General features: G+C 47.0%; 24 protein-coding genes, 1 pseudogene and 1 riboswitch. Of the genes and pseudogenes, 12 read left to right on the top strand and 13 right to left on the bottom strand.

Annotated elements, in window-relative coordinates; all coding sequences use genetic code 11:
• Positions 1-65 precede the first annotated feature (65 nt).
• From ACKTRM_RS03150 to ACKTRM_RS03130, 5 genes are all read left to right on the top strand, one after another.
• A complete protein-coding gene (locus ACKTRM_RS03150; RefSeq protein ID WP_007409292.1) occupies positions 66-920 on the top strand; it encodes a manganese catalase family protein in 855 nt (284 codons plus the stop codon).
• Positions 921-1,156: 236 nt separating this feature from the next.
• Positions 1,157-2,719: an APC family permease gene (locus ACKTRM_RS03145; protein WP_007409293.1), complete on the top strand. Its 1,563-nt coding sequence runs from the start codon at positions 1,157-1,159 to the stop codon at positions 2,717-2,719.
• Positions 2,720-2,834: 115 nt separating this feature from the next.
• Entirely contained in the window at positions 2,835-3,416 is a 582-nt protein-coding gene (locus ACKTRM_RS03140) for a TetR family transcriptional regulator (protein ID WP_007409294.1), read from the top strand.
• A 72-nt stretch (positions 3,417-3,488) separates the two neighbouring features.
• Positions 3,489-3,818, top strand: a complete 330-nt coding sequence (locus ACKTRM_RS03135; RefSeq protein WP_003156023.1) for a DMT family transporter — start codon at positions 3,489-3,491, stop codon at positions 3,816-3,818.
• On the top strand, positions 3,818-4,132 hold the full coding sequence (locus ACKTRM_RS03130; protein WP_003156024.1) for a DMT family transporter: 315 nt from the start codon (positions 3,818-3,820) through the stop codon (positions 4,130-4,132). Before ACKTRM_RS03135 ends, ACKTRM_RS03130 begins: the two co-directional genes overlap by 1 nt.
• 59 nt (positions 4,133-4,191) lie before the next feature.
• Here ACKTRM_RS03130 and ACKTRM_RS03125 read toward each other — a convergent pair whose 3' ends face one another.
• The 3 genes from ACKTRM_RS03125 to ACKTRM_RS03115 all read right to left on the bottom strand — a co-directional run bounded on the left by ACKTRM_RS03125 (position 4,192) and on the right by ACKTRM_RS03115 (position 6,920).
• Positions 4,192-5,406 (bottom strand): CynX/NimT family MFS transporter, encoded by a 1,215-nt coding sequence (locus tag ACKTRM_RS03125; RefSeq protein ID WP_012116961.1) that lies wholly within the window; start codon positions 5,404-5,406, stop codon positions 4,192-4,194.
• Entirely contained in the window at positions 5,396-6,082 is a 687-nt protein-coding gene (locus tag ACKTRM_RS03120) for a FadR/GntR family transcriptional regulator (protein ID WP_012116960.1), read from the bottom strand. The genes ACKTRM_RS03125 and ACKTRM_RS03120 overlap by 11 nt, the downstream gene beginning before the upstream one ends.
• A 121-nt stretch (positions 6,083-6,203) precedes the next feature.
• Complete coding sequence (locus ACKTRM_RS03115; protein WP_007409298.1) at positions 6,204-6,920, bottom strand: GntR family transcriptional regulator; 717 nt, start codon at positions 6,918-6,920, stop codon at positions 6,204-6,206.
• Between the two features lie 176 nt (positions 6,921-7,096).
• Positions 7,097-7,196: riboswitch (purine riboswitch) on the top strand.
• A 54-nt stretch (positions 7,197-7,250) separates the two neighbouring features.
• Here ACKTRM_RS03115 and ACKTRM_RS03110 point away from each other — a divergent pair.
• A complete protein-coding gene (locus tag ACKTRM_RS03110; RefSeq protein ID WP_023356750.1) occupies positions 7,251-8,411 on the top strand; it encodes an MFS transporter in 1,161 nt (386 codons plus the stop codon).
• A gap of 51 nt (positions 8,412-8,462) precedes the next feature.
• On the opposite strand, the gene ACKTRM_RS03105 is transcribed toward ACKTRM_RS03110, so the two are convergent.
• Positions 8,463-9,029, bottom strand: coding sequence for a YdhK family protein (locus ACKTRM_RS03105; RefSeq protein ID WP_007409300.1), 567 nt, complete (start codon positions 9,027-9,029; stop codon positions 8,463-8,465).
• Positions 9,030-9,225: 196 nt separating this feature from the next.
• Here ACKTRM_RS03105 and ACKTRM_RS03100 point away from each other — a divergent pair, with 196 nt between their 5' ends.
• Positions 9,226-9,399 carry a hypothetical protein gene (locus ACKTRM_RS03100; protein WP_015239280.1) on the top strand — a complete coding sequence of 58 codons (174 nt, stop codon included), beginning with the start codon at positions 9,226-9,228 and terminating at the stop codon, positions 9,397-9,399.
• 52 nt (positions 9,400-9,451) lie between these two features.
• Here ACKTRM_RS03100 and ACKTRM_RS03095 read toward each other — a convergent pair whose 3' ends face one another.
• Entirely contained in the window at positions 9,452-10,810 is a 1,359-nt protein-coding gene (locus ACKTRM_RS03095; RefSeq protein WP_012116957.1) for a serine hydrolase, read from the bottom strand.
• A 136-nt stretch (positions 10,811-10,946) separates the two neighbouring features.
• A complete protein-coding gene (locus tag ACKTRM_RS03090) occupies positions 10,947-11,216 on the bottom strand; it encodes a hypothetical protein (protein WP_007409303.1) in 270 nt (89 codons plus the stop codon).
• A gap of 231 nt (positions 11,217-11,447) precedes the next feature.
• Here ACKTRM_RS03090 and ACKTRM_RS03085 point away from each other — a divergent pair, with 231 nt between their 5' ends.
• Positions 11,448-11,702 carry a hypothetical protein gene (locus tag ACKTRM_RS03085; protein WP_012116956.1) on the top strand — a complete coding sequence of 85 codons (255 nt, stop codon included), beginning with the start codon at positions 11,448-11,450 and terminating at the stop codon, positions 11,700-11,702.
• Positions 11,703-11,759: 57 nt separating this feature from the next.
• Here the strand turns inward: ACKTRM_RS03085 and ACKTRM_RS03080 are convergent, their stop codons facing one another.
• Both ACKTRM_RS03080 and ACKTRM_RS03075 read right to left on the bottom strand, forming a co-directional pair.
• On the bottom strand, positions 11,760-12,953 hold the full coding sequence (locus ACKTRM_RS03080) for a macrolide family glycosyltransferase (protein ID WP_012116955.1): 1,194 nt from the start codon (positions 12,951-12,953) through the stop codon (positions 11,760-11,762).
• 141 nt (positions 12,954-13,094) lie between these two features.
• Positions 13,095-13,781 carry a GntR family transcriptional regulator gene (locus tag ACKTRM_RS03075; RefSeq protein ID WP_007409306.1) on the bottom strand — a complete coding sequence of 229 codons (687 nt, stop codon included), beginning with the start codon at positions 13,779-13,781 and terminating at the stop codon, positions 13,095-13,097.
• Positions 13,782-13,892: 111 nt separating this feature from the next.
• Between ACKTRM_RS03075 and ACKTRM_RS03070 the strand changes: the two are divergent.
• Positions 13,893-14,951 (top strand): annotated as a pseudogene (locus ACKTRM_RS03070) (tartrate dehydrogenase).
• 48 nt (positions 14,952-14,999) lie between these two features.
• Here ACKTRM_RS03070 and ACKTRM_RS03065 read toward each other — a convergent pair.
• The 4 genes from ACKTRM_RS03065 to ACKTRM_RS03050 all read right to left on the bottom strand — a co-directional run bounded on the left by ACKTRM_RS03065 (position 15,000) and on the right by ACKTRM_RS03050 (position 18,520).
• Entirely contained in the window at positions 15,000-15,782 is a 783-nt protein-coding gene (locus ACKTRM_RS03065) for a class I SAM-dependent methyltransferase (RefSeq protein ID WP_012116953.1), read from the bottom strand.
• 35 nt (positions 15,783-15,817) lie between these two features.
• The gene (locus tag ACKTRM_RS03060; RefSeq protein ID WP_012116952.1) at positions 15,818-16,435 is read right to left on the bottom strand and encodes an NUDIX hydrolase; all 618 of its coding nucleotides are present in this window, start codon (positions 16,433-16,435) and stop codon (positions 15,818-15,820) included.
• Positions 16,436-16,610: 175 nt separating this feature from the next.
• Positions 16,611-17,483: a DMT family transporter gene (locus tag ACKTRM_RS03055; protein ID WP_012116951.1), complete on the bottom strand. Its 873-nt coding sequence runs from the start codon at positions 17,481-17,483 to the stop codon at positions 16,611-16,613.
• A gap of 215 nt (positions 17,484-17,698) precedes the next feature.
• Positions 17,699-18,520: a MerR family transcriptional regulator gene (locus tag ACKTRM_RS03050; RefSeq protein ID WP_012116950.1), complete on the bottom strand. Its 822-nt coding sequence runs from the start codon at positions 18,518-18,520 to the stop codon at positions 17,699-17,701.
• A 131-nt stretch (positions 18,521-18,651) separates the two neighbouring features.
• Here ACKTRM_RS03050 and ACKTRM_RS03045 point away from each other — a divergent pair, with 131 nt between their 5' ends.
• The gene (locus ACKTRM_RS03045; RefSeq protein WP_012116949.1) at positions 18,652-19,110 is read left to right on the top strand and encodes a GNAT family N-acetyltransferase; all 459 of its coding nucleotides are present in this window, start codon (positions 18,652-18,654) and stop codon (positions 19,108-19,110) included.
• Between the two features lie 157 nt (positions 19,111-19,267).
• Positions 19,268-20,011, top strand: coding sequence for a sulfite exporter TauE/SafE family protein (locus ACKTRM_RS03040; RefSeq protein ID WP_015416927.1), 744 nt, complete (start codon positions 19,268-19,270; stop codon positions 20,009-20,011).
• 39 nt (positions 20,012-20,050) lie between these two features.
• Here the strand turns inward: ACKTRM_RS03040 and ACKTRM_RS03035 are convergent, their stop codons facing one another.
• A complete protein-coding gene (locus ACKTRM_RS03035; protein ID WP_012116947.1) occupies positions 20,051-20,890 on the bottom strand; it encodes a helix-turn-helix transcriptional regulator in 840 nt (279 codons plus the stop codon).
• Between the two features lie 108 nt (positions 20,891-20,998).
• Between ACKTRM_RS03035 and fabF the strand changes: the two genes are divergently transcribed.
• Positions 20,999-22,234 carry a beta-ketoacyl-ACP synthase II gene (gene fabF, locus ACKTRM_RS03030; RefSeq protein WP_012116946.1) on the top strand — a complete coding sequence of 412 codons (1,236 nt, stop codon included), beginning with the start codon at positions 20,999-21,001 and terminating at the stop codon, positions 22,232-22,234.
• Positions 22,235-22,257 lie beyond the last annotated feature (23 nt).

The following is a 22,257-nucleotide window of genomic DNA, read 5'->3' as shown; positions in this document are numbered from 1 at the left end:
ATAAAAACTGACTTTGCAAAGACACTAACAGAAGAACCGAAAACTTCTTTCAGGGGGCGCTGTTTATGTATTATTACAAAGAAGAGCTGATCAATATCATTAAACCGGACAAGCCGGACCCGGCCGCGGCCAAGGTGCTTCAGGAAATTTTAGGCGGGCACTACGGAGAAATGCGGACGATGATGCAATACTTTTTCCAAAGCTCTAATTTCAGAGGAAAAGAAAAACAGTTCCGTGACCTGCTTCGCGGTGTATTTTTAGAAGAGATCGCACACGTTGAGCTTGTCCAGCATACGATTAATGCGCTGCTCGACGAAAGCGGCGCTGAGGGCCCCGGAAATCAGGCAGCAGATCAGGCGCCGCTTGACGAAGCAGTTAAACACGCCAATCCGCACCATTTTATCATCGGAGCGCAAAGTTCTCTTCCTGTAGACGCCGGCGGCAATCCATGGAACGGGTCTTGGGTATACAACCACGGGAATCTGATTTCCGATTTATTGGACAATGTCGTGCTGGAATCAACCGGCGTGCTGCAAAAGACACGCATTTATGAAATGAGTTCAAATCAGACGTTCAGAGAAACACTCGGATTTCTGATCGTCCGTGACAACGCCCATCAAAATGCATTTACAAAAGCGTTGGAAACACTGGGTGTCGAATGGGGCAAATTATTTCCCGTGCCGAATTATGATATTGAAAAATACCCGGAATGCCGGAAATTCGTTGAGATGGGTTATCATAATACCCAATTTAATTTCAGACTGGATCCGACACGGATCGGAGAAATTCTGCAGGGAACGACGCCGAGCCGAAACGGCGGCGAATTAAGTGTGTCCGAGCCTCCTAAAGGTTTCCCCGTGCCGGAACTTCCTGAACTTCCGAATGAGCACAGCCCCGGACTGAAAGATATGAACTTGTAACAAAAACGCCTGTTTCGGGCGTTTTTTGTTTTTCTGAATATGAGGTTTGAATGTGTGTAAAACGGGGAATATAAGCCGGGAGATCTTGCCATACGGCCGTTATTATAATGTGAGCACATTGCTGTACATACTTCGTTTCGAAAGTTGTCCTAATTTTCCAGCCGGCCGGCTGGGTATGTTTGAATGATAATGGGAATTATGTAAAGAGAACAATGTCTTTTCTAAGGAGGCAGCGAATGTCTAAGCAAGGAAACTTCCAGAAAACTATGTCACTTTTTGATCTTATTTTAATCGGCATGGGAGCCATATTCGGTTCGGCATGGCTGTTTGCCGTCAGTAACGTCGCCTCTAAAGCGGGTCCATCAGGCGTTTTTTCCTGGCTGATCGGCGGGGGAATCATCTTATTGATCGGCTTGGTTTATGCGGAACTGGGCGCCGCGCTGCCGCGGACCGGGGGAATTATCCGGTATCCCGTATATTCACACGGACACCTCGTCGGATATTTAATTTCCTTTGTCACCATTGTGGCATACACGAGCCTTATTTCTATAGAAGTCACGGCAGTCCGCCAATACGTGGCGTATTGGTTTCCCGGTTTGACCGTAAAAGGCTCTGATTCTCCGACAATTGCCGGGTGGATATTGCAATTTGCGCTGCTCTGCCTGTTCTTCCTCCTCAATTACTGGAGTGTCAAAACCTTTGCGAAAGCAAACTTCATTATTTCGATTTTTAAATATGTCGTACCGATTACGGTAATTGTGGTACTGATTTTTCATTTTCACCCGGGCAATATGACCGTTCACGGATTCGCGCCTTTTGGTTTCACCGGAATTCAGGCCGCGATTTCCACAGGCGGCGTCATGTTTGCATACCTTGGGCTGCATCCGATTGTGGCTGTCGCGAGTGAAGTGCAGAATCCGAAGCGGAACATTCCGATCGCATTGATTGTCTGTATTATCGTTTCTACTATTATTTACACCGTGCTGCAGCTCACTTTTATCGGGGCGATCCCGGCGGATACCCTGAAGCACGGATGGCCGGCTATCGGGACTGAATTCTCCCTTCCGTTCAAAGATATCGCCGTTTTGCTCGGTTTGGGGTGGCTGGCGACATTGGTCATTTTAGATGCGATTTTATCACCGGGCGGTAACGGAAATATCTTTATGAATACGACTTCACGTCTCGTCTATGCCTGGGCCAGAAACGGAACATTATTCAGCATTTTTTCTAAAGTCAATAAAGAAACCGGGACACCGCGTGCCTCCCTTTGGCTTTCGTTCGGTCTGGCTGTTTTTTGGACGCTTCCGTTCCCTTCTTGGAACGCTCTTGTCAACGTATGCTCCGTCGCATTGATTCTGTCTTATGCGATTGCGCCGATTTCTTCTGCGGCGCTGAGAGTCAACGCGAAGAATATTAACAGACCGTTTTATTTAAAAGGGATGAGCATCATCGGGCCGCTGTCGTTTATTTTTACCTCTTATATAGTATATTGGTCCGGATGGCGCACCGTATCCTGGCTTCTCGGTTCTCAAATTGTCATGTTTCTGATCTATCTCTGTTTCAGTAAATATGCTCCCAAAGATGATGTCAGCATACGGCAGCAGCTGAAATCAGCATGGTGGATCGTCGGCTTTTATGTCATGATGCTGATTTTCTCCTATCTCGGCTCGTTCGGCCACGGATTGGGCATTATCAGCAATCCGCTTGACCTGATTCTGATCGCCATCGGTTCGCTCGGTATTTATTACTGGGCAAAATATACGGGTCTGCCGAAGGCTATGATCGACAGTGATAAATGATGAATGCCGGAAAGAAGTATGGTCTTCTTTCCGGTATTTTTATTTTAAGGATGACAAAAAAGAGAACATGCGATAAAATGAATGACAGTCATTCATAAAAGGAGGAACCCCTCTATTGGCAAAACAAAGCTCGGGAAAATACGAAAAGATCCTGCAAGCCGCGATTGAAGTCATTTCTGAAAAAGGATTAGACAAAGCATCCATTTCAGAAATCGTCAAAAAAGCCGGAACGGCCCAAGGTACGTTTTACTTATATTTTTCTTCTAAAAACGCACTGATATCCGCGATTGCAGAAAACCTGCTCGACACTACGCTGGACAGAATAAAAGGGAAAACGGACGGTTCTGAAGATTTTTGGACGTTGCTGGACATTTTGGTAGATGAGACATTTCACATCACCCGGCTTCATAAAGATATTATCGTTCTCTGTTATTCCGGTCTTGCCATCGATCATTCAATGGAGAAATGGGAAGCCATTTATCAGCCTTATTATTCCTGGCTGGAAGGCGTGATCAATACGGCCATTGAACAGGGTGAGGTCCACAGCGGCATTCATGTCAGATGGACGGCCAGAACGATTATCAACGTTGTCGAGAACGCGGCTGAACGGTTTTATATCGGCTGTGAACAGGATGTCGATCTCGAAGTATATAAAAAAGAAATATTCAGCTTTCTCAAAAGAAGCTTGCAGAAATGATTGGCAGAGACCGATCATTTTTGACCGCCGTAAAAATGACTGACATTCATTCATAACTGAGGTGACTGTATCATGTATTGGCTGCTTGTATTGATAGCCGGACTGTTAGAAGTAGTTTGGGCGTCCGCCCTGAAGCATGCGGATTCGCTCTTTGATTGGATTGGTATTTTCCTTCTGATTGCCGTCAGCTTTCTGATGCTGATCCGCTCTTATAAAAAAATTCCGATGGCTGCCGCATATACCGTTTTTGTCGGAATAGGCACCGTCGGCACATATGTAACGGGCGTCATTTTAGGCGAATCGTTTTCAATCGGGCAAATATTCTTTTTGGCTTTGCTGTTGTCCGGCATTTTAGGAATGAAGGTATTTACGAAAGAAACTGAAACAAGGGGTGAACATTAATGGCATGGCTGCTGTTATTTATTGCCGGAGCGGAGGAAGTTGTAGCGGCCGTTGCCATGAAACATATTGACGGTTTTAAAAAAAAGTGGCCGCTGATTGTCATGGTAACAGGCTTTATGCTTTCATTCTTTTGTCTTTCCGGAGCGATGCAGGTTCTTCCCACAGGTGTCGCGTATGCGGCTTGGACCGGCATGGGAAGCATCGGCGTTTCGGCCGTGGGCATACTTTGGTTTAAAGAAAAATTCAATCTGTCACAATTGGTGTCTCTGGGGCTTATCCTCATCGGTGTCATCGGCTTAAAACTGACAGCGTGACGGCCTGAGACAGCTTTTCAAATAAAAAACAAAGGACCCTAAGCGGGCCCTTTGTTTTTTTATGCTGTTTTGATCTGTTCCGCTTTTCCCGCTCCGACTCCGAAAATAAAAATCAGAACGGAGACTGCGATCAGCATGAATAACGGAACCGTCCAGCCGTGCGTGATGTCATGCAGCAAACCGAATACGAGCGGCCCGAACGCGGCAAGCAGGTATCCGAATGACTGGGCCATGCCGGAAAGCGCCGCGGCTTCATGAACATGCCGGGTCCGCAGGCTGAAGAACATCATCGCCAAGCTGAACGCACAGCCTCCCGCAATTCCGATTAAAATGACCCATAGCGGAGTGAGAGCCGGGCTTCCGAAAAGAACGCCGGCAATGCCGATAAGGAAAAATAAAGCCGTCAGTCCGGCGAGTGCGCGCTGATTTTTCATTTTAGCGGCAGCGATCGGCACGATAAAAGTAATCGGCAGGACTGAGAATTGCATTAATGAAAGCATCCATCCCGCCTTACTTGAGCTGAGTCCATTCTGCTGAAGAATTTCCGGCAGCCAAGCGATGACGGTGTAAAAAATAAGGGATTGCAGCCCCATGAACATCGTCACCTTCCAAGCAAGCGGAGACCGCAGCAGACTGCTTTTCTTCTCTCCGTTTGTCCCAGTCGTGCGGACGGGCAGTTCGCGTCCTCGCATTTGCGGAATCCACATGACAAACGCAATGAAAGAAAGGATAGCCCAGCAGCCGAGCGCGCCTTTCCAGCCTAACCCCGCTGAAGAGGCGATCGGCACGCTGATGCCGGATGCAATCGCGCCGCACAGATTCATAGAAACCGAGTAGACGCCGGTCATGATGCCTAAATTTCCGGGAAACTTATGTTTAATGAGACTCGGCAGCAGGACATTGCATACGGCGATCGACAATCCCAACAGGATCGTTCCGAAAAAGAGAGTGCCGATTCCGGCGATGGAGCGCAGCAGAGTTCCGGCTGTCAGGACAATTAATGATGACAGTAACACAATCTCGGTCCCGAAGCGCCGGGACAATAAAGGAACAAACGGCGACAGACATGCAAAGGCCAAAAGCGGCACTGTCGTAATGGTGCCGGCAGCCGCATTGGTCATGCCGAGGCTGTCCCGAATTGAGGAAACGAGCGGCCCGACCGATGTCAGAGGCGCTCTGAGGTTGGCCCCTATCAATATGACTCCGATGACCAGCAATATCAGTTTTTTACGCTGACTTGCTTGCAGAATTTGATGTTCGTCTTTAATTTTCATGTTCATCCTCCATGTGTATTGTATCTTTAAATACTGTGATGTATTGGTTGACGGCCTCCATGGCCTGATCCGGTTTCTGTCCGATAATCGCGGCAGCAAGCTGGGTGTGGATCCGTATAGCAGGGGTGATTTCCAACAGGTTATGGACTGACGCACAAAGCGCCTCCGTCATATGCTCGTAAAGATCAGAGAGCATGTTGTTATGGGCCGCCTGTACAATGGTTTTGTGCAGTTTAATGTCAGCCTCGGCATACCGTTTTCGATCTTCATTTTGCAAGGCCGCTTCACATTCATCCAAGCACACCTTCAGTGCTTTCAGGTCTTCGTCATTACGCCTTTCCGCCGCCAATCGCGCAGCTTCTCTTTCGAGTGCGTATCTGACTTCTAATGTTTCAAGCAAATTTGATTTTTTAATATGGCGGTAAAATGCCGCGCCGAGAACACTGGATGAGCTGACATACGTACCGCTCCCCTGCCTTGTCTGAAGCAGGCCGGCATGTACGAGCGCCCGAATGGCCTCACGCAATGTGTTTCGGCTCACATCAAATTGCTTCATTAAATCCAGCTCAGTGGGGATGCGCGTCCCGACTGGCCATTTATCCGATTGAATTAACGATTCAATTTGCGTCACCACTTGTTCTACGAGCGACAGTCTGCTTGTTTTGGATATCTCCATCAAAACACCTCTGAAATTTGTAGGATGATTCTATCATTGGGTAATATAACATAAAAGAAGCGAAGATGTAAATCAGCGGCAACAAAAAAAGAGTGAGTTTTTCTCTCACTCTTCGGCGCTTTTATGAACGTTTTATATTGACTGAGGTCACGACAAACTTGTCATGACGGTGGCGGGAAAATGAATATTCAAAGGGAGTGCCGTTGTCCAAAAAGCCTACATGCTCGACTTCAAGTATCGGGTCATCCGGCCGGCAGCCGAGATATTGCTGATCCATATCATCCGACTTGCACGCTCTGATTTTTCTGTGTGAGCCTGCGATTTTGAGCTGGAGTTCCCGCGTAATATGATCGTAGATGGAATGGTTGAGCACCTCGTCATTAATGCCGGGTATAAGGCTCGCCGGCATGTACGTTTTTTCAAGAACGTACGGTTCGCCTTCAACAATTCTGAGCCTTACTACATAATAGACGGGAGTCTTTTCATCGATGGCCAAATGTGCGGCGACATCTTGGGACGGAAACTGCACTTCAAACCGGATGACCTTGCTCTTGATATTCTTTCCTTTTAACAAATTGCTCAGGCCGAGAATTTCGTTGCTGACTACGTGAACGTGCTCATCCTGCATGGCTGATTGAATGATAAACGTGCCGTGCCCTCTTTTTCTGAAAAGCATCCCTTCAGCCGCAAGTGTATCAAGCGCCCGCTTCATCGTCATCCGGCTGCACCCGAACTCCGCAGCGAGCGTCTTTTCATCCGGGATCGGCTGATCTATGTCATATACACTGCTTTTAATCCTCTTTCTCATTTCGTTGGCGATTTTTTCGTACTTATTCATCGGTTTCCTCCGGCTGTATAATGTTTGATCTGTATAGACTCCTTACGGTTATCATAAATTTTTTTCCCTGCTTCATCAATGACGTTACAGCCGCCGATATTGAAAATGAAAGGATTTCCTCGAATTTTCTATGGAATCTCCCTCACTATTATGGTAGAATTTTTGCAGAAACGGACACAACCGAATATTGCATACATTGTATAACCTCAATGATATGGTTTGAGGGTGTCTACCAGGAACCGTAAAATCCTGATTACAAAAATTGTCCCGTACACTTTTTGTAATCAGGATTTTTTATTTTCTAAAAAATAAAAAAAGGAGTATCTGTACATGAATTTCAAAGTATTTCTGCTTGCAGCATCTACCATCGCAGTCGGATTGGTTGAATTAATTGTGGGCGGTATTCTTCCGCAAATCGCTTCCGACTTAGATATATCCATCGTCAGCGCGGGGCAGCTGATCAGCGTGTTTGCGCTCGGTTACGCGGTATCCGGCCCGCTGCTTTTGGCAGTGACGGCAAAGGCTGAACGAAAGCGGCTTTATTTAATCGCACTGTTTATTTTCTTCCTAAGTAATCTGGTGGCTTATTTCAGTCCCAATTTCGCCGTACTTATGGTGTCACGGGTTCTCGCTTCCATGAGCACAGGGCTGATTGTCGTCCTTTCTTTAACGATTGCTCCTAAAATCGTGGCGCCTGAATACAGAGCGCGGGCGATCGGCATCATTTTCATGGGGTTCAGCTCCGCAATTGCTTTAGGCGTGCCTGTCGGTATTATCATCAGCAATGCCTTCGGATGGCGCATTCTGTTCTTGGGAATCGGCGTATTATCTCTCGTTTCCATGCTGATTATCAGCGTCTTTTTTGAAAAAATACCTGCTGAAAAAATGATTCCGTTTCGGGAGCAGATCAAGACGATCGGGACCGCCAAAATTGCCAGCGCACATCTTGTCACCTTGTTTACATTGGCGGGGCATTACACACTCTATGCCTACTTTGCGCCTTTTTTGGAAAGAACGCTTCATTTGAGTTCCGTTTGGGTCAGTGTATGCTACTTTTTGTTCGGTCTGTCAGCGGTATGCGGCGGCCCGTTCGGAGGCTGGCTGTATGACCGTTTAGGAGCATTTAAAAGCATCATGCTTGTGACCGTTTCTTTCGCTCTGATCCTGTTTATTCTTCCGCTGACAACGGTTTCTTTAATCATTTTCCTGCCTGCGATGGTGATCTGGGGATTGCTCAGCTGGAGCCTTGCGCCGGCGCAGCAAAGCTATTTAATCAAAATTGCGCCTGAGTCTTCCGATATTCAGCAAAGCTTCAACACGTCCGCTTTGCAGATCGGCATCGCGCTCGGGTCAGCCATCGGCGGCGGCGTGATCGGACAAACCGGTTCTGTCACAGCAACAGCCTGGTGCGGCGGTTTGATTGTCATTATCGCTGTCGCGTTAGCTGTATTCTCTTTAACGAGACCTGCCTTGAAAAGAAAATCCGCATAAATGTGAGACCGCAAAAAAGCCAAAGGAGTTCCTTCGGCTTTTGCGGTCTTTTTATTTTGCGGCAGCAAGCTCGTCTTCTGTCACCCATTTATGATTGGTTACTTTTTGGCCGCCGTCAGTCGGTGTATAGTCGACCATATAAACGGTTGTCTTTTTGGCTGAATCAATAACGGCTTCGGCGCCCTTCATGCCTTTCATATGGGATGCCTCAATCACGGCCTTATCACCCGGTTTTAACGTTTTATCACCGGCGCCCTTCAGCTCTTCCTGAATGACCCATTTATGATCTTCAACGCGCTTTCCTCCCGTTTCCGGAGTGTAAGATACACTGTAAACCGTTGTATCATAAGCACCTTTTACGGTTCCTTGCGCATTTTTCATGCCTTTCATATGAGAAGCTAAAATCATGACGTCACTGCCGACCTTATAAGTCGGATTTTCTGCCTTCTTTAAACCTTTCGGCACCTCGGATGAACCTGAGTGATTCATGTCTTCGTGAGAGTGCGTTTCTTTGTCTTTCGCTTTTTCGCTTCCTCCTGAAGATTGGCTGTTGCATCCGGCAAGCGCCAGAACGGGGATCAGGAGAAACATGCTGAATAAAAATAGTCTCGCTTTCATTTCAAGAACTCCTTTGCCTTTTTGATTTTTCACTTTCCCTTTCCTTTCTTCAGTAAAACAAAAAGATGGCCTGTCATTTCTCCTAATTCTTCAAATCTCTCTTTATTGCCTTTCATCAGGTGAAATTGTTCACAAAATGTACACATTAATGGAGATGCAGTATAATTCAATTATCAGATAATAGGGGGAACTCATCATGAAAACGAAGGTTTTTGCGGTGGTATTGGGCGCTGTTTTAATGATTGCGGGGTTGGTTTTGGCAGAGGTTTCGCTTTATATGGAATACATCACAATGCTCGGAGCTATGATTTTTTCTTCTATATTTATGTCAGAGCCGAAAAGAAAATTTCGCGTCATCAAAAGGGTTTGACTTTTCTATTACCGCCGTCTTCTCAGGACGGCGGTTTTGTTTTGCATGTCACTCAGTCTATCCGCACAGCCGTTTCTTCTGTGCCGTCCTGATATAAAACGAAATGCGGGGCTGTTTGTGCTTTATCACCTACAAATTCAATTTCAAGCGGCAGCGCCCTGACAAAATAACGGGTTTCCGTCATTGGGAATAATTCGAATGGAGTCTGCCCGTCTATTGTAAGATACAATCGGTCTTCTTTTACAGCCACCGATGCATGTGTGTCATCCTGAAATGAGTAATTGCCGGTAAATCTGCTGTAAATCGCAGGATCGATATCTGCTTTTTTCTGATCTGCCGGACGTTTCGGAATCACGTATGGCTGATCAAATAAGATGTTTACAGCCGCGGCAATTACAGCTTGTTCAAATTGATACGATTGTTCCATATTGCTGAGATAAATCAATGTTTTATTCTGGTCAATATACCGGATCATCAGAGTTGAATAGCCCGGCCAGCCTCCGTCGTGACTGATAACCTTCCCTTTTAGGGGGCTGTTTTGAATCATCCAGCCAAATCCGTATCCGAATTGCTTTTCTTCATTCCAATAGCCCGGTGTAAACGCTTGATCTTTAGACTCTTTGCCGATGATTTCTTCCGTATAAAGAGCCTGATCAAACAGATATAAATCTCTAATAGCGGAGTTAACGGTTCCGTCACCTTGAATTCCGTCAAGAAAGACGACATAATCAGTTTCCTCAAGTTCATCCGGCAGCACATATTCTCCGGAATGAACATCATACACATAGCCATATGCATAGTTCGGAATGTTTTCTTTACTCAGCCTTCTGTTATAAATCCGCGTATCGTGCATACGAAGCGGATGAAATACGGCTTGTTTCATAAATTCAGCAAAACTCATGCCTGATACAATTTCTATAATAACCGCTAACACCACATACCCCGTATTACTGTAAAGCCACTCCTTGCCCGGCGGGAAATAAGCATCCGGCTTATGCTGCTTGAGCATATTGATCACATCTTGATTAACGGCAATTCTGTCCCGGTCCCAATGTGTTAAGAACAACTCCATATAGTCCGGCAATCCTGACGTATGATGGAGTAAATGCCGAATGGTAATGCCCGGATAAGGAAAATCAGGAAGCCACCGCTCTATCATATCGTCATAACGCAGCTTCCCTTGCTGCTCTAAAATGATAACGCCTAAAGCTGTAAACGGCTTCGATACTGAGGCCAATTCAAAGACCGATTGGTCATTCAGCATCCTCTTTGTTTTCAGTTCTGCAGCGCCGAATGAACCCTGGTATAAGATGCGGCCGTTTTCCGCTGCCAATACAGCGCCGTTTATTTCATGTCTTTCGTCTAAAGTGCTGAAAAGCTGTTCAAACGCTTGTTTTTTCTTTTCGTTCATTTCACGAACCTCCATATACAAGCTGATTTACTCTTTTATACGAACGGCCGCTTTAGAAGTTTCAATATTTTCCCTTTCCGGAACACCAGTCAGTATACTGCCGTTCAGGCAGCCGCGGAGGTTTGATAAATGTCTTTTATTCACACAATACTGTGCAGGCTTCGAATTCAACATGCTTCTCGTCTTTATTTGCACCGGCAATTTCCATGGTCGAAAACATCGCGCAGACGACGGCTTTGTATTCGTTCATGACGGTTTGAATTTCAATCAGGAACCGTTCGGATGAAGCCGCGTATTCCGTTACGTACTCTTTCATTTTGCCGATAATATCATCTGCCTGACGGCTGAAGCCGGCCGCCTCCAAGTCACTCTCAAACTGGTTTTTGTTGATCATATGAATATGCATTTTTTAAAGGCTCCTTTCAGCAGCATTTTGTGGTTATATCTACTGTAAAGGACAGACTTGGATAAACTTTTAATAAAATATGAACAAAATATGAATTGGCTCATCGGCCTGACCGGCGGGCTTTCGGCTGTGCTCCGTTTCATTTGGACTACATGAAATAATGACTTCTTTACTCTGTTAAAAACAGCTCATATATGATCTAATACCAGTAAAATGTTTAGGAGGCGGCCTATGTCAGCAGCAGGAAATCGGCAAAAATTTTGGGTCATGGCGATGCTTATAGCGGTCTTCGCCGTGTTCGTTTTCTCTTTTTCTGAGAATCATTCACAAAAGAACTGGCACACAGCGGTTGACCAGGCGTCAGTGAATGTCTTCGGCCAGCAGATCTTTGAAAAAGACCGTCTGGCAAAAACACTCGACGCACGTGAGGCAGAATCTCTTTTGACTCTTGTGAAACTTGCAAATGCAGAACATCACATCATCTAAAAGCCATTATAAAAAGCCTGTTTCCCTTTGACAGAGGAAACAGGCTTTTTCCATATATTATTGAGCATGTTTTTGTTCAATAAACCGGTCGATCCGGGCCAGAACATCCTTCATGTCCGTACATTCTTTAAAGCTTTCATTAATGGCTTGAATGCCTTGTTTGTATTTTCCGTTATGCAGCACTTCTTCCGCGGCAAGCTTTACCTTTTCAGCGCTCACTTCATCTTTTTGCACGGTATAGCCTGCATCCAATTCAGTCAGGCGGCGCGCAACCATCGGCTGATCTTTATCGTGCGGGATAACGACCAGCGGCACTTGATAATGAATGCCTTCATTTACACTGTTCATTCCGCCATGCGTGACAAACACGTCGGCCTGCTCCAGCACTTCAAGCTGCGGCACGTACGGGGCGATGATAAAGTTTTCCGGCGCCTGTTTGATTTTCGACAGATCGGCTTTTTCCCCGGCGGCAATGACAACTTTTCCTTCAAAATCTGAGAACGCGTCTATGCACAGATTGAAAAACGCTTCCGTGTCCCCGAGCACCGTTCCCATTGAGATATAAATGACTTTTTCATTCTTTAGTGAGTCAATCGGGAAGTCGACGCGCCCTTTTCTCTTCGGAAAACTCGGACCGATAAATAAATACTCATCTCCGAATGTCTCACTTTCGGGCTGAAAATATCTGCTTGTATAGACGACGTTCAATTCACCTGTGTTGTTCATAAATTGAACCATGCTGTCAGGGGCGACACCGTATTTATCTTTCATCTCGGCCAACAGCTCTTCACATTCCCTGTCCGGCTGAAACGGCACGCCCGATTCCGGATGGAGCGGCAGTATTTTCAGACGGTCTTCATTGAACAGGAAGGATGCTGAAGAAGAGATGCCGGGAATGTTGAGATAATCCCGCACCAGCTCTCCCGCACCGAATTTATCATAATAGACGGCGTCGAATTGAATGTCCTCTGCCAGCCGCTGCACAATATGTAAAATCTCCAGTGACGTTTTGATATGAACCTTTAAAAATGCAAGTATGCCGGACGGACTGCCGGGATCAATAGGTGTCATTCTGAGCAGATCGCTGTGAAGATGAACTTTCGCCCCTACTCCTTCCAGTCTGCTTTTGTATTTTTCCGTTGAGATATAATGAACGTGATCGCCCCGTTCGCTGAAGGCCTTTGTCATACCCAATGTCGGGTTTACGTGTCCTTCTGCGGGAAAATTGATCATCAGAATATGTTTCGCCATTTTTCAATCTCCTTTGCCTTTTTTGCGTCTCTTCCATATCCATCATAAATGACGCGGAAAAAATCATGCAAGGAACATCCGTCAGGTCTTTATGACGGTTCGATGACATCGGCAAAAAAAAGACAAGGCATTTCGCCTTGTCTATCGTGATGATTCGTCTGTTTCTTCCGCTCTCAGCACGCCTTTCAGATGTTCTTCATCATGCTTGAGATGCTCCGTCATATATTGCACGGCTTTTGTTTTGTCGCCCTTTTTTATTTCTTCAAAGACTTTCCGGTGCTCATGCAGAATAACTTCCGCACGGTCATCTCCTTTAAAATTAAGAACTCTGCAAAAATGAATCAGCACATTGACATGCTCAAGCAGCATGGCCAGCCGGCTGTTGCGGCTGAAATCCACAAGGAGCCGATGAAACGACTCGTTTAAGGAAATAATCTCAGTCTCTTTGACGCCTTTATTGATGGCTTCTTCCGTCTCCCGCAGCTGTTTTTCAATGAGGTCAATTTCACTCTCAGCCGCTTCATCGATAACCAGTTCGACCGCCAGTGATTCAAGTGACATTCTGATTTTATAAATCTCTTCAACATCCTTAACGGACAACGAATAAATGACAAAGCCGTTTCGATCGTCTGCCGTCAGAAGCCCGTCCTTTTCAAGGAGCCGCATGGCTTCTCTGACCGGCGACCGGCTGACTCCGAAATCCTTGGCCAGCTGAGTCTCATTCAGCCGTTCACCCGGTTTAAAAATCCCGTCAAATATCATTTTTTTCAATTGGGAATAAAATTGCAGATAATACGGGATTGGCTTATCTAATTTAAAATTATCCATCTTTCCTACCTCTTCATACAATTTAGGCCTTATTGTTACCAAAATCATATAACAGTTTATCTATGGAAGCAACATTCCCGGGCTTGTCAGCATATCGGAGGTGACGGAAACATGAAAACATACAAGATTGCCAGCATACCGGGGGGCGGTGTGGGGAAAGAAGCAGTCCCTCAAGCGGAGCGGGTGTTGAACGCGATCGCCGAATTACATGGAGGCATTGCCTTTGATTTCACTTCTTTTCCGCGGAGCTGCGAGTATTATTTGGAGCACGGGACGATGATGCCGGATGATGGATGAGAAACGTTACAGCACTTTGATGCTTTGTTTTTGGGAGCGGCGGGGAATCAAAAACTCGTCCCCGATCATGTTTCGCTGAGGGGGCTGCTCATCAAGATACGCCGGGAATTTGAACAGGTGATTAATGTGCGGCCGGCGAAGCTCCTGCCGGGAATCACTTCCCCCCTCGTTAACCCGAAAGATTTTGATCTGATAGTCGTCCGCGAAAACAGTGAGGGCGAGTACAGCTCTGTCGGCGGCAGAATCTATCAGGGTGAGGACGAAATCGCCATACAAAACGCGGTCTTTTCCCGACGGGGTACGGAAAGAGTGATGCGGTATGCTTTCGAACTGGCGGCAAGTCGGCGGAAACACGTCACAAGCGCGACGAAATCAAACGGTATTGTTCACTCGATGCCGTTCTGGGATGACATCTTTAAAGAGGTCAGCCGGGAGTACGCCGGGATTGAGACGGATTCCCAGCACATCGATGCACTGGCGGCCTTCTATGTCACGCAGCCGGAACGCTTTGATGTCATTGTCGCTTCGAATCTGTTCGGAGATGTGCTGACAGATATCGGCGCGGCGATTATGGGAAGCATCGGAATCGCTCCCGCAGCCAACATCAATGTAAACGGCAAATATCCTTCCATGTTTGAGCCTGTTCACGGCTCCGCCCCGGATATTGTCGGGAAAGGAATTGCCAATCCTATAGGCCAAATATGGACGGCGAAATTAATGCTCGATTCATTCCGAGAAGAGGAACTGGGCCATCTCCTCTTACAATCTATTGAAATGGTCACAAACAGCGGCATTCTGACTCCTGATGTCGGCGGAAAACATTCAACGGAAGATGTCACTTCCGCTATTATTTCTCAAATCAAGAACAGATAATACGAAAAAAACCGCGGGCAGGAAAACGGCACAGCGGTTTTTTTCGTCTCAGACGGGACGGATCGCGCAGAAACAGGCCGATTCACCTGTGAAGCCCGCAATACGGCCTGATTGATCCTTTTCTACAGAAAAAAACCGCTGTATATCACGAGGAGCATCCAGCATCTGTTTTTCCAGTAATGCGGCTTTCTCTTCAGTCAGGCCTGCCCGTTCACACCAGACGGTAAATTGAAATGGTTTCAAAAAGCAGACAGCGGATTCAATCCGGAAGCCGGCTGTCTCCAGAAAACGGAGCCATTCTGTTTTTTTCCACGCCCGAAAGTGACTCTGATCCCGTTTCTTTTCAATGTCATTATAAAAATGGTCATATTCATCCTTTTCAGCTGCGGTATTGTCAATGAGAAGCAGTCTGCCGCCCGGTTTGACAACCCGAAACGCTTCATGAACAAAGGCTCTGACATCGGGAAAATGATGCGCCGCGATTCTGCATGTGACGATATCGAAAGCAGCATCGGAAAACGGCATCTTTTCAGCATCGCCTTTTTCGAATGACACGTTCGTCCATCCGTTTCCGGTTATAAATGCTTCAGCGGCTGCTAACATTTCTTCCGTGAGGTCATAGGCGATAACAGAGCGTACGAGAGGAGCGAGAGCGTTAGCCGTATGTCCGCCTCCCGTCGCGATATCCAGCACGTCCATATGCTTTTCGGCACCGGAAGCTGAAACGAGATACGCCAAATCCTCTCCTGCGGCGTGTCCTGGACTAGTCACATATTTCGCGGCGTTTTTGGCAAATTGCCGCTGCGCCTGCTGTTTAATTGAATCCTCCATTATACTCGGGCCCCCTTTTCTTTCTGCTTGCTGCCTTAATCAAAATAAACGGGTTCGTCCGGATGTTTGAGATATGCAAACATCTTTTCAATCTGACTTTCCGTATTGCGGGCTTCAGATAGCGGCGGCAGTTCCGTTTCCGCAAAAAAGCCGGCGGCGCTTGTTTCTGTTCCCTCCCTGAGCCGGCCGCCGATGATCTCGCATTTGATAAACACTTTGTAAACGTGGGCGGCGGACGGCGGATGGGAATGGCATTTCTTATCCATTACAGCTAACAGTTTAACGGGCTTTACGTCGATTCCCGATTCCTCTTTTACTTCTTTGACAGCGGTCTCGCCCGGAGAAATCCCGATATCAGCCCATCCGCCCGGCAGCGCCCATCTGCCGTCGCTTTTCTCTCTTACCATTAATATGCTCTGATCTTTAAAAACTGCCGCTCTGATATCAACTTTCGGAGTGGGATAGCCCGTGTCACCGGCGAATACGTCTTTGATGATCCTTTTGTCGGTGCCGGTATGATGCGCCATGATATCCACGCTTATTTTTCTTATTTCTTCAAATCTCTCAATATCATATATGTCTTTGGAATAAGCCAGCCCCGCTTGCGCCGCGGATTGAAGCTGTTTTGCCCAATCTAGCCATTTTGGCTCCATTTTTTCACCGCCCGTTATATTAATTGACGAAACCCTTGGGGTCAGGATATTGCACCTTGAGAGTACCAATGCCCATGATTCGTTTCTGCTCCTTGTTTTCTGTTTATGGGGGGGCGAATCCTGCCGGGAAAACAGAAAAAAGCCATTCATTTGCTGAATGGCTTTTTTTCATTTTCTATTTTTCTTTCATGACGAGAACGACGCCTGAAACAATAAGAGCCGCACCGATCCAGAAGGTTCCTCCGATCGTCTCTCCCAGCAGCAGCCAGCCGAGCAATGTCCCGGAAAGCGGCTGAAAGAAGAAAAACAGACCGCCGCTTGCCGCATTCAGTAATTGCAATCCGCGATTCCAAAGCATGAACGCGCAGGCAGTTGAGATCACACCCAGATATAAAAGTCCGCCCCATATCTCAGGCCGGGTAAGCTGAGACAAAGGAATCTCACGAAGCGGGCCCGCTGTAAACGGGGTCAGGATGACAAATGCGACGCAAATGGAATACGTTGTGACGACAAGCGGTGAGTAATTGCCCGGAACCCGTTTCATCAGCACGGACATCAAAGCCCATGTCAGCGCCGCAGCCAGAAGCGAGAGACCCCCAAGCTGGTTCGACATATTGAGATCTCCGTTCCCCACAATGAGCAATACTCCGATCGTCGCCAGCCCTGTCGATATTCCTTTTTTCAGCGTTAACCGTTCTTTCAACATCAGCCGGGCAAATACAACCATAAATGCGGGAGTGGATGCCGTAATAATCGCACCCATCTGCGCGGTTGATAATTTCGTGCCGATTTCCTGCGTGACGATCGAAATCGTGTTGCCGATCAATCCGATCGCAGCGATCAGTAATAAATCACGTTTATGAACTTTCCAGGATTGGCGTGTAAATAAACTGAGAACCAAAAGCGAAAGAAGCGCCACCGCATATCTCAGCCATACCAGTTCAAGCGGCGGAATGACCGCTACCACAACTTTTACAACGACATACATACCGCCCCAGATACTAGCGGCCAATGCCAAATAAATCGAACCGAACAATGTATTTTTCAACTTGATGCACCCTCCGTTATCATATTAGGTCACGTCATATGCCCTAACGGAGAGAAGCGCAGTCACTTTCCTCCATTAAGGGCGGAGAAGTGCTGCCGGTACATCATGTTCAAATAAGGGCGCTAGAAACATATCGTTTTTCACCTCAATCGCAATCTGATTTTTCTCATTATACAAGGTTTGTTAAAAGACGTAAACGAACGGCGGTATCAGTTTTACGTACTGCGGACTTGCAGCTGGATTCTTGTGATCTGATTGTCAAACCCGTCCGCCACAACCTCATCAAGCATATATTCTTCATATGCATAATCGCCCATTTCCAGCCCATACTCTTCAATAAACTGCATGATGCTGCGGTAAGCCGCTTCCGCTTCATCCCCTATTTGGTACCCGACGGCATAAAGCCCTTTCGGCTTGATATGGAGGTCTCTATTCTCTATGCCTTCATCTGTCTTCATATAAAAATGGGTGTAGTTGTAGAATTCTTTTTTCAGAATCTGCTCCCGCGCAAACAGTCCGCCGACCGGATGCCCCTGATCGAGTTCATGTACCCGCATATAGCGGATCAATTCGGAAATAGCGGCAGTATATTGCCGTTCTGGCAAATGGAGTACGGGCCGTCCTATCATAAGTGTCTCTTCATCTAATCGCTGCAATGAGACGGAGGAAAAGTCTGTCTCCAAGGCTTGTTCGGTCAGCTTCACCTTTGTCCGAATCATCCTTTGGAGGTGCTCCAGCTTTTTGATTTTGCTTTCGATTTCTGAAGATTTCTCTTTTAAAAGCGTGATGATACCCTCAGGGGTTTTGTCTGTTAAGAGCGGTTTGATCTGCTTCAAGGGCACGCCGACCTCCTTAAACAGACCGATGACCTGGAACAGTTCGAATTGATGATAGGAATAGTATCTGTATCCGTTCGCTTTTTTGATTTCCGGAGAAAGCAGGCCGATCTCGTCATAATGGAACAGGGTTTGTTTTTTTACGTGGCACAGTTTTGCAAATTCACCCGTTGTGAAGTATTTTCTGACGTCTTCGCTCATAATGCCTCCTTGACTATACGGTAACCATATCCTTTATGATGATCATTGTATCCGAGAGAAGGCTGATTCACAAATGGCTTACGCAATGAAAGCTTTACCGTCTCAAAAAAAGCGGAAGAGGAGTATCAAGTATGACGATTGAAATCAGAACAGTCACGGAAGAAAACCGTGCCGATATACTGGCGCTTCATGTAAGGGAAAGCCAGACTTCATTTATTGAAACCGTGGAAGAGTGCTTACAAGATGCTGAGGATTGCCGGCATTATCAGCCGGCCGGTCTTTATGTTAACGGGGAATTGGTCGGCTTTGCTATGTACGGATGGTTTCCGGAATATGATGAGGAAAATGAAAACGGCAGAGTATGGCTTGACCGTTTTTTTATTGATGAACGCTATCAGGGACGGGGATTGGGCAAGCTGTTGCTTGATGCCCTTATCCGCCATCTCGTTCGAATATATGATTGCAGACGGATTTATTTAAGCCTGTTTGAAGATAACGTCCACGCATTGCGGCTTTATCAAAAATTCGGCTTCTTATTCAATGGAGAGCTGGACTCAAACGGGGAAAAAGTGATGGTGAAAGAGCTGTAAACCCTCTGTATAAAAGCGATTCGGCTTCTTGCCAATACCTTAAATTTGAGGTAACATAAAGATATTAGACGACGGTCGACGGACTACGGTCGATTATTAAAACCTGATACAGCGGAGCGGAACATGGTGATCAGGCATCTAAATGGAGGAGAAGATTGTGCTTATTATACTCGTTATGTTTCTTCTCGGGATTATTCTCGGGTTTATCGGCGCCGGGGGAGCCGGTTTTGTCATTGCACTTTTAACTATACTGTTTCATGTACCGATTCATACGGCTTTGGGCACCTCCCTTGCCGGAATGGCTTTCACAAGTTTATCGGGGGCTTTCAGCCACTACCGTGAAGGCAATATTCAGATGAAGATCGGCCTCATCGTCGGCGTTTTTGCGGCATTCGGTTCGTTTTTCGGGGCAAGGCTTACTTCCCTTATCCCCGCAGATTTGCTGCATTACTTGACGGCGGGCATGCTGTTTTTATCTGCTCTGCTTATTTTAGTCCGGTTATTTATTGTAAAAGAAACACAAGAAGATTCCGGACAGCAAAGCAATCTGAATATATGGGTGAAAGCCGTTGTACTCGGTGTCATCGCAGGAATCTTGTCCGGAACATTCGGCATCGGCTCTGCTCCTTTCATCCAAATCGGCTTAATGATTCTTTTGCGCTTATCCATCCGCCAGTCGGTCGGCACCACCATGCTTGTCATTATCCCGCTTGCGGTCGGCGGAGGACTCGGTTATGTGACGGAAGGATTTGTCGATTATATGCTGTTGGTCAAAGTGCTGATCGGAACGATGTGCGGCGCATATGTCGGAGCGAAATTCACCAACCTCGTGCCGAAAGTCATTCTGAAATCAGCCATCTTTTTAACACCGGCCATCGCCGGTCTCATGCTTTTATTTTAAACTGAAACGGGAGGCGGCCGCCTCCCGTTTTTTTGTTCTTCACCGATTTTCGAAGAGCTTTTTCAGCTTTGCTTCTGTTTCGGTATGATCTACCGGTGTATACACACTGCAGCGCAGATCGCTGTTACCCTGAACCTGAAAAGAAGTCAGGTTAAAGACCATTTTTCCCGCCTTCGCGTGGCGGAACTCAATTAATACTTCGGGTGCCGAGCTGACTTCGCTCTCATTCCACAGCTTATGAAACTCTGAATATGTCTTCTCCATTTCTTCTATAAACTGAGAATACCACGTATCAGCTACATACTGGCCGTAATACGTTCTGAAAATGGCGATGAATCCTTTCACAAAGTGCTCCCAGTTCACGGCTAAACTTCTTAATTCTTTTCTGGAAAACAATAGCTCTATGAGATTCCGCTTTTCAGGAGGAATTTGTTCAAAATCTAAAAACACGTGCGCCGCAGCCTGGTTCCACCCTACGATATGACACCGCCTGTCCGAGATAATGGTGGGACAATAACGGAGCTCCTGCAGGATTTTTGAAAGCGACGGGCTGATAACCGCTTCTTCCTCCGCGGTAAACGGCTGCTTCACGCCCTCCTCAATGGCAAGCGCGTATAAATAATTTCTCTCATCTTTGTTGAGCTGCAGCGCATCGGAAACGGCGTCCAATACGGCTGCGGACACTTTAATGTCTCTGCCCTGCTCCAGCCACGTATACCACGTGGTGCTTACGCCGGCTAATTGCGCGACCTCTTCTCTTCGGAGTCCGGGCGTTCTTCTCCGTGTACCCATCGGCAGCCCGGCCATCTGCGGAGAAATTTTGGCCCGCTGCGTTTTTAAAAACTCTGAGAGCGCCTGCAATCTTCCTTCTGGTATCATACCGAATCTCTCCTCTCTTACCCTGGTATTTATTATACTAGGATAATCAACAACTTGTAATAGGATAATTGCGAGTTACAATAAATACATACCGAAGGAGGAATGACCATGAAAAGAGTTGTGATCACCGGAATGGGAGTGATTTCACCTCTCGGCAATGATGTGCATACATTTTGGAAACACCTGACGGAAGGAAAATCAGGAATCTCTCCTATCGATTCGTTTGATGTCTCCGGCTCAAAGACAAAAATAGCCGGTACCGTCCGTGATTTTGACGCAGAAGAAAGATGGGGCAGAAAAGAAGCTAGACGCCTTGACCGTTTCAGCCAGTTTGCTTTAGCGGCAGCGGAACAGGCGCTTGAAAGCTCCGGGATTCAGCTCGATCAGATTGACCGTGAACGCCTCGGCGTGTACGTCGGCTCTGGAATCGGCGGCATCACGACTTTGATTGATAACGTTCATACTTTAAATGAACGGGGAGCGCGAAAAGTGAGCCCAAGCCTTGTCCCCATGATGATCTCAAATGCGGCCGCCGCTCAAATCAGCATCAGATTAGGCGCGCTCGGCCCCTCACTTTCTCCCGTCACCGCGTGTTCCATCGGCAATACGTCGATCGGGGAAGCATTCAACGCCATCCGGAATGATGACGCAGATATCATGTTTGCCGGGGGAGCGGAAGCGGCGATTACGAATTTGTCATTAGCCAGCTTCGGCAATGCCCACGCGCTGTCAGCGAGAAACGAAGACCCCGCCGCGGCAAGCCGGCCGTTTGACGCGGATCGCGATGGATTTGTCATGAGTGAAGGCGCGGGCATCTTAGTATTGGAATCATTGGAAAGCGCAATCGGCAGAAATGCCCCGATCCTTTGTGAGGTGCTCGGCTACGGCGCGAGCTCTGACGCCTATCATATGGTGGCCTCCCATCCGGAAGGAACGGGCGCATACCTGGCGATGAAAAACGCTTTGAAAAAGGCGAACGTTTCAGCGGAAGACATTGATGTCGTAAGCGCCCATGCGACAAGCACAAAAGCCGGAGATCTTTCTGAAACATTGGCCATCAAGACATTATTCGGGGAGCTTGCGTATGATATTCCGGTTACGGCCAACAAATCAATGCTCGGCCACATGCTTGGCGCGGCAGGCGGCGTTGAAGCCATCGCTTTGACAGAGAGCCTGAGACACGGCATCATTCCGCCGACGATCAATCTGCAGCACCCTGATTCGGCATGTGATTTGGACTATGTAGCAGACGGGCCCCGCCAGCAATCATTAACGATCGGCCTTTCCAACTCATTCGGCTTTGGCGGGCATAATTCGGCGATCGTGCTGAAGAAATATGAATAGCGGGCATCAAAAAAAGGAGTGAA

Source organism: Bacillus sp. D7-8 (assembly GCF_052055895.1).
GTDB classification, from domain to species: Bacteria; Bacillota; Bacilli; order Bacillales; family Bacillaceae; genus Bacillus; species Bacillus velezensis.
Note: the sequence above shows the minus strand (reverse complement) of the source record. Positions and strands in the feature narration are given on the sequence as shown.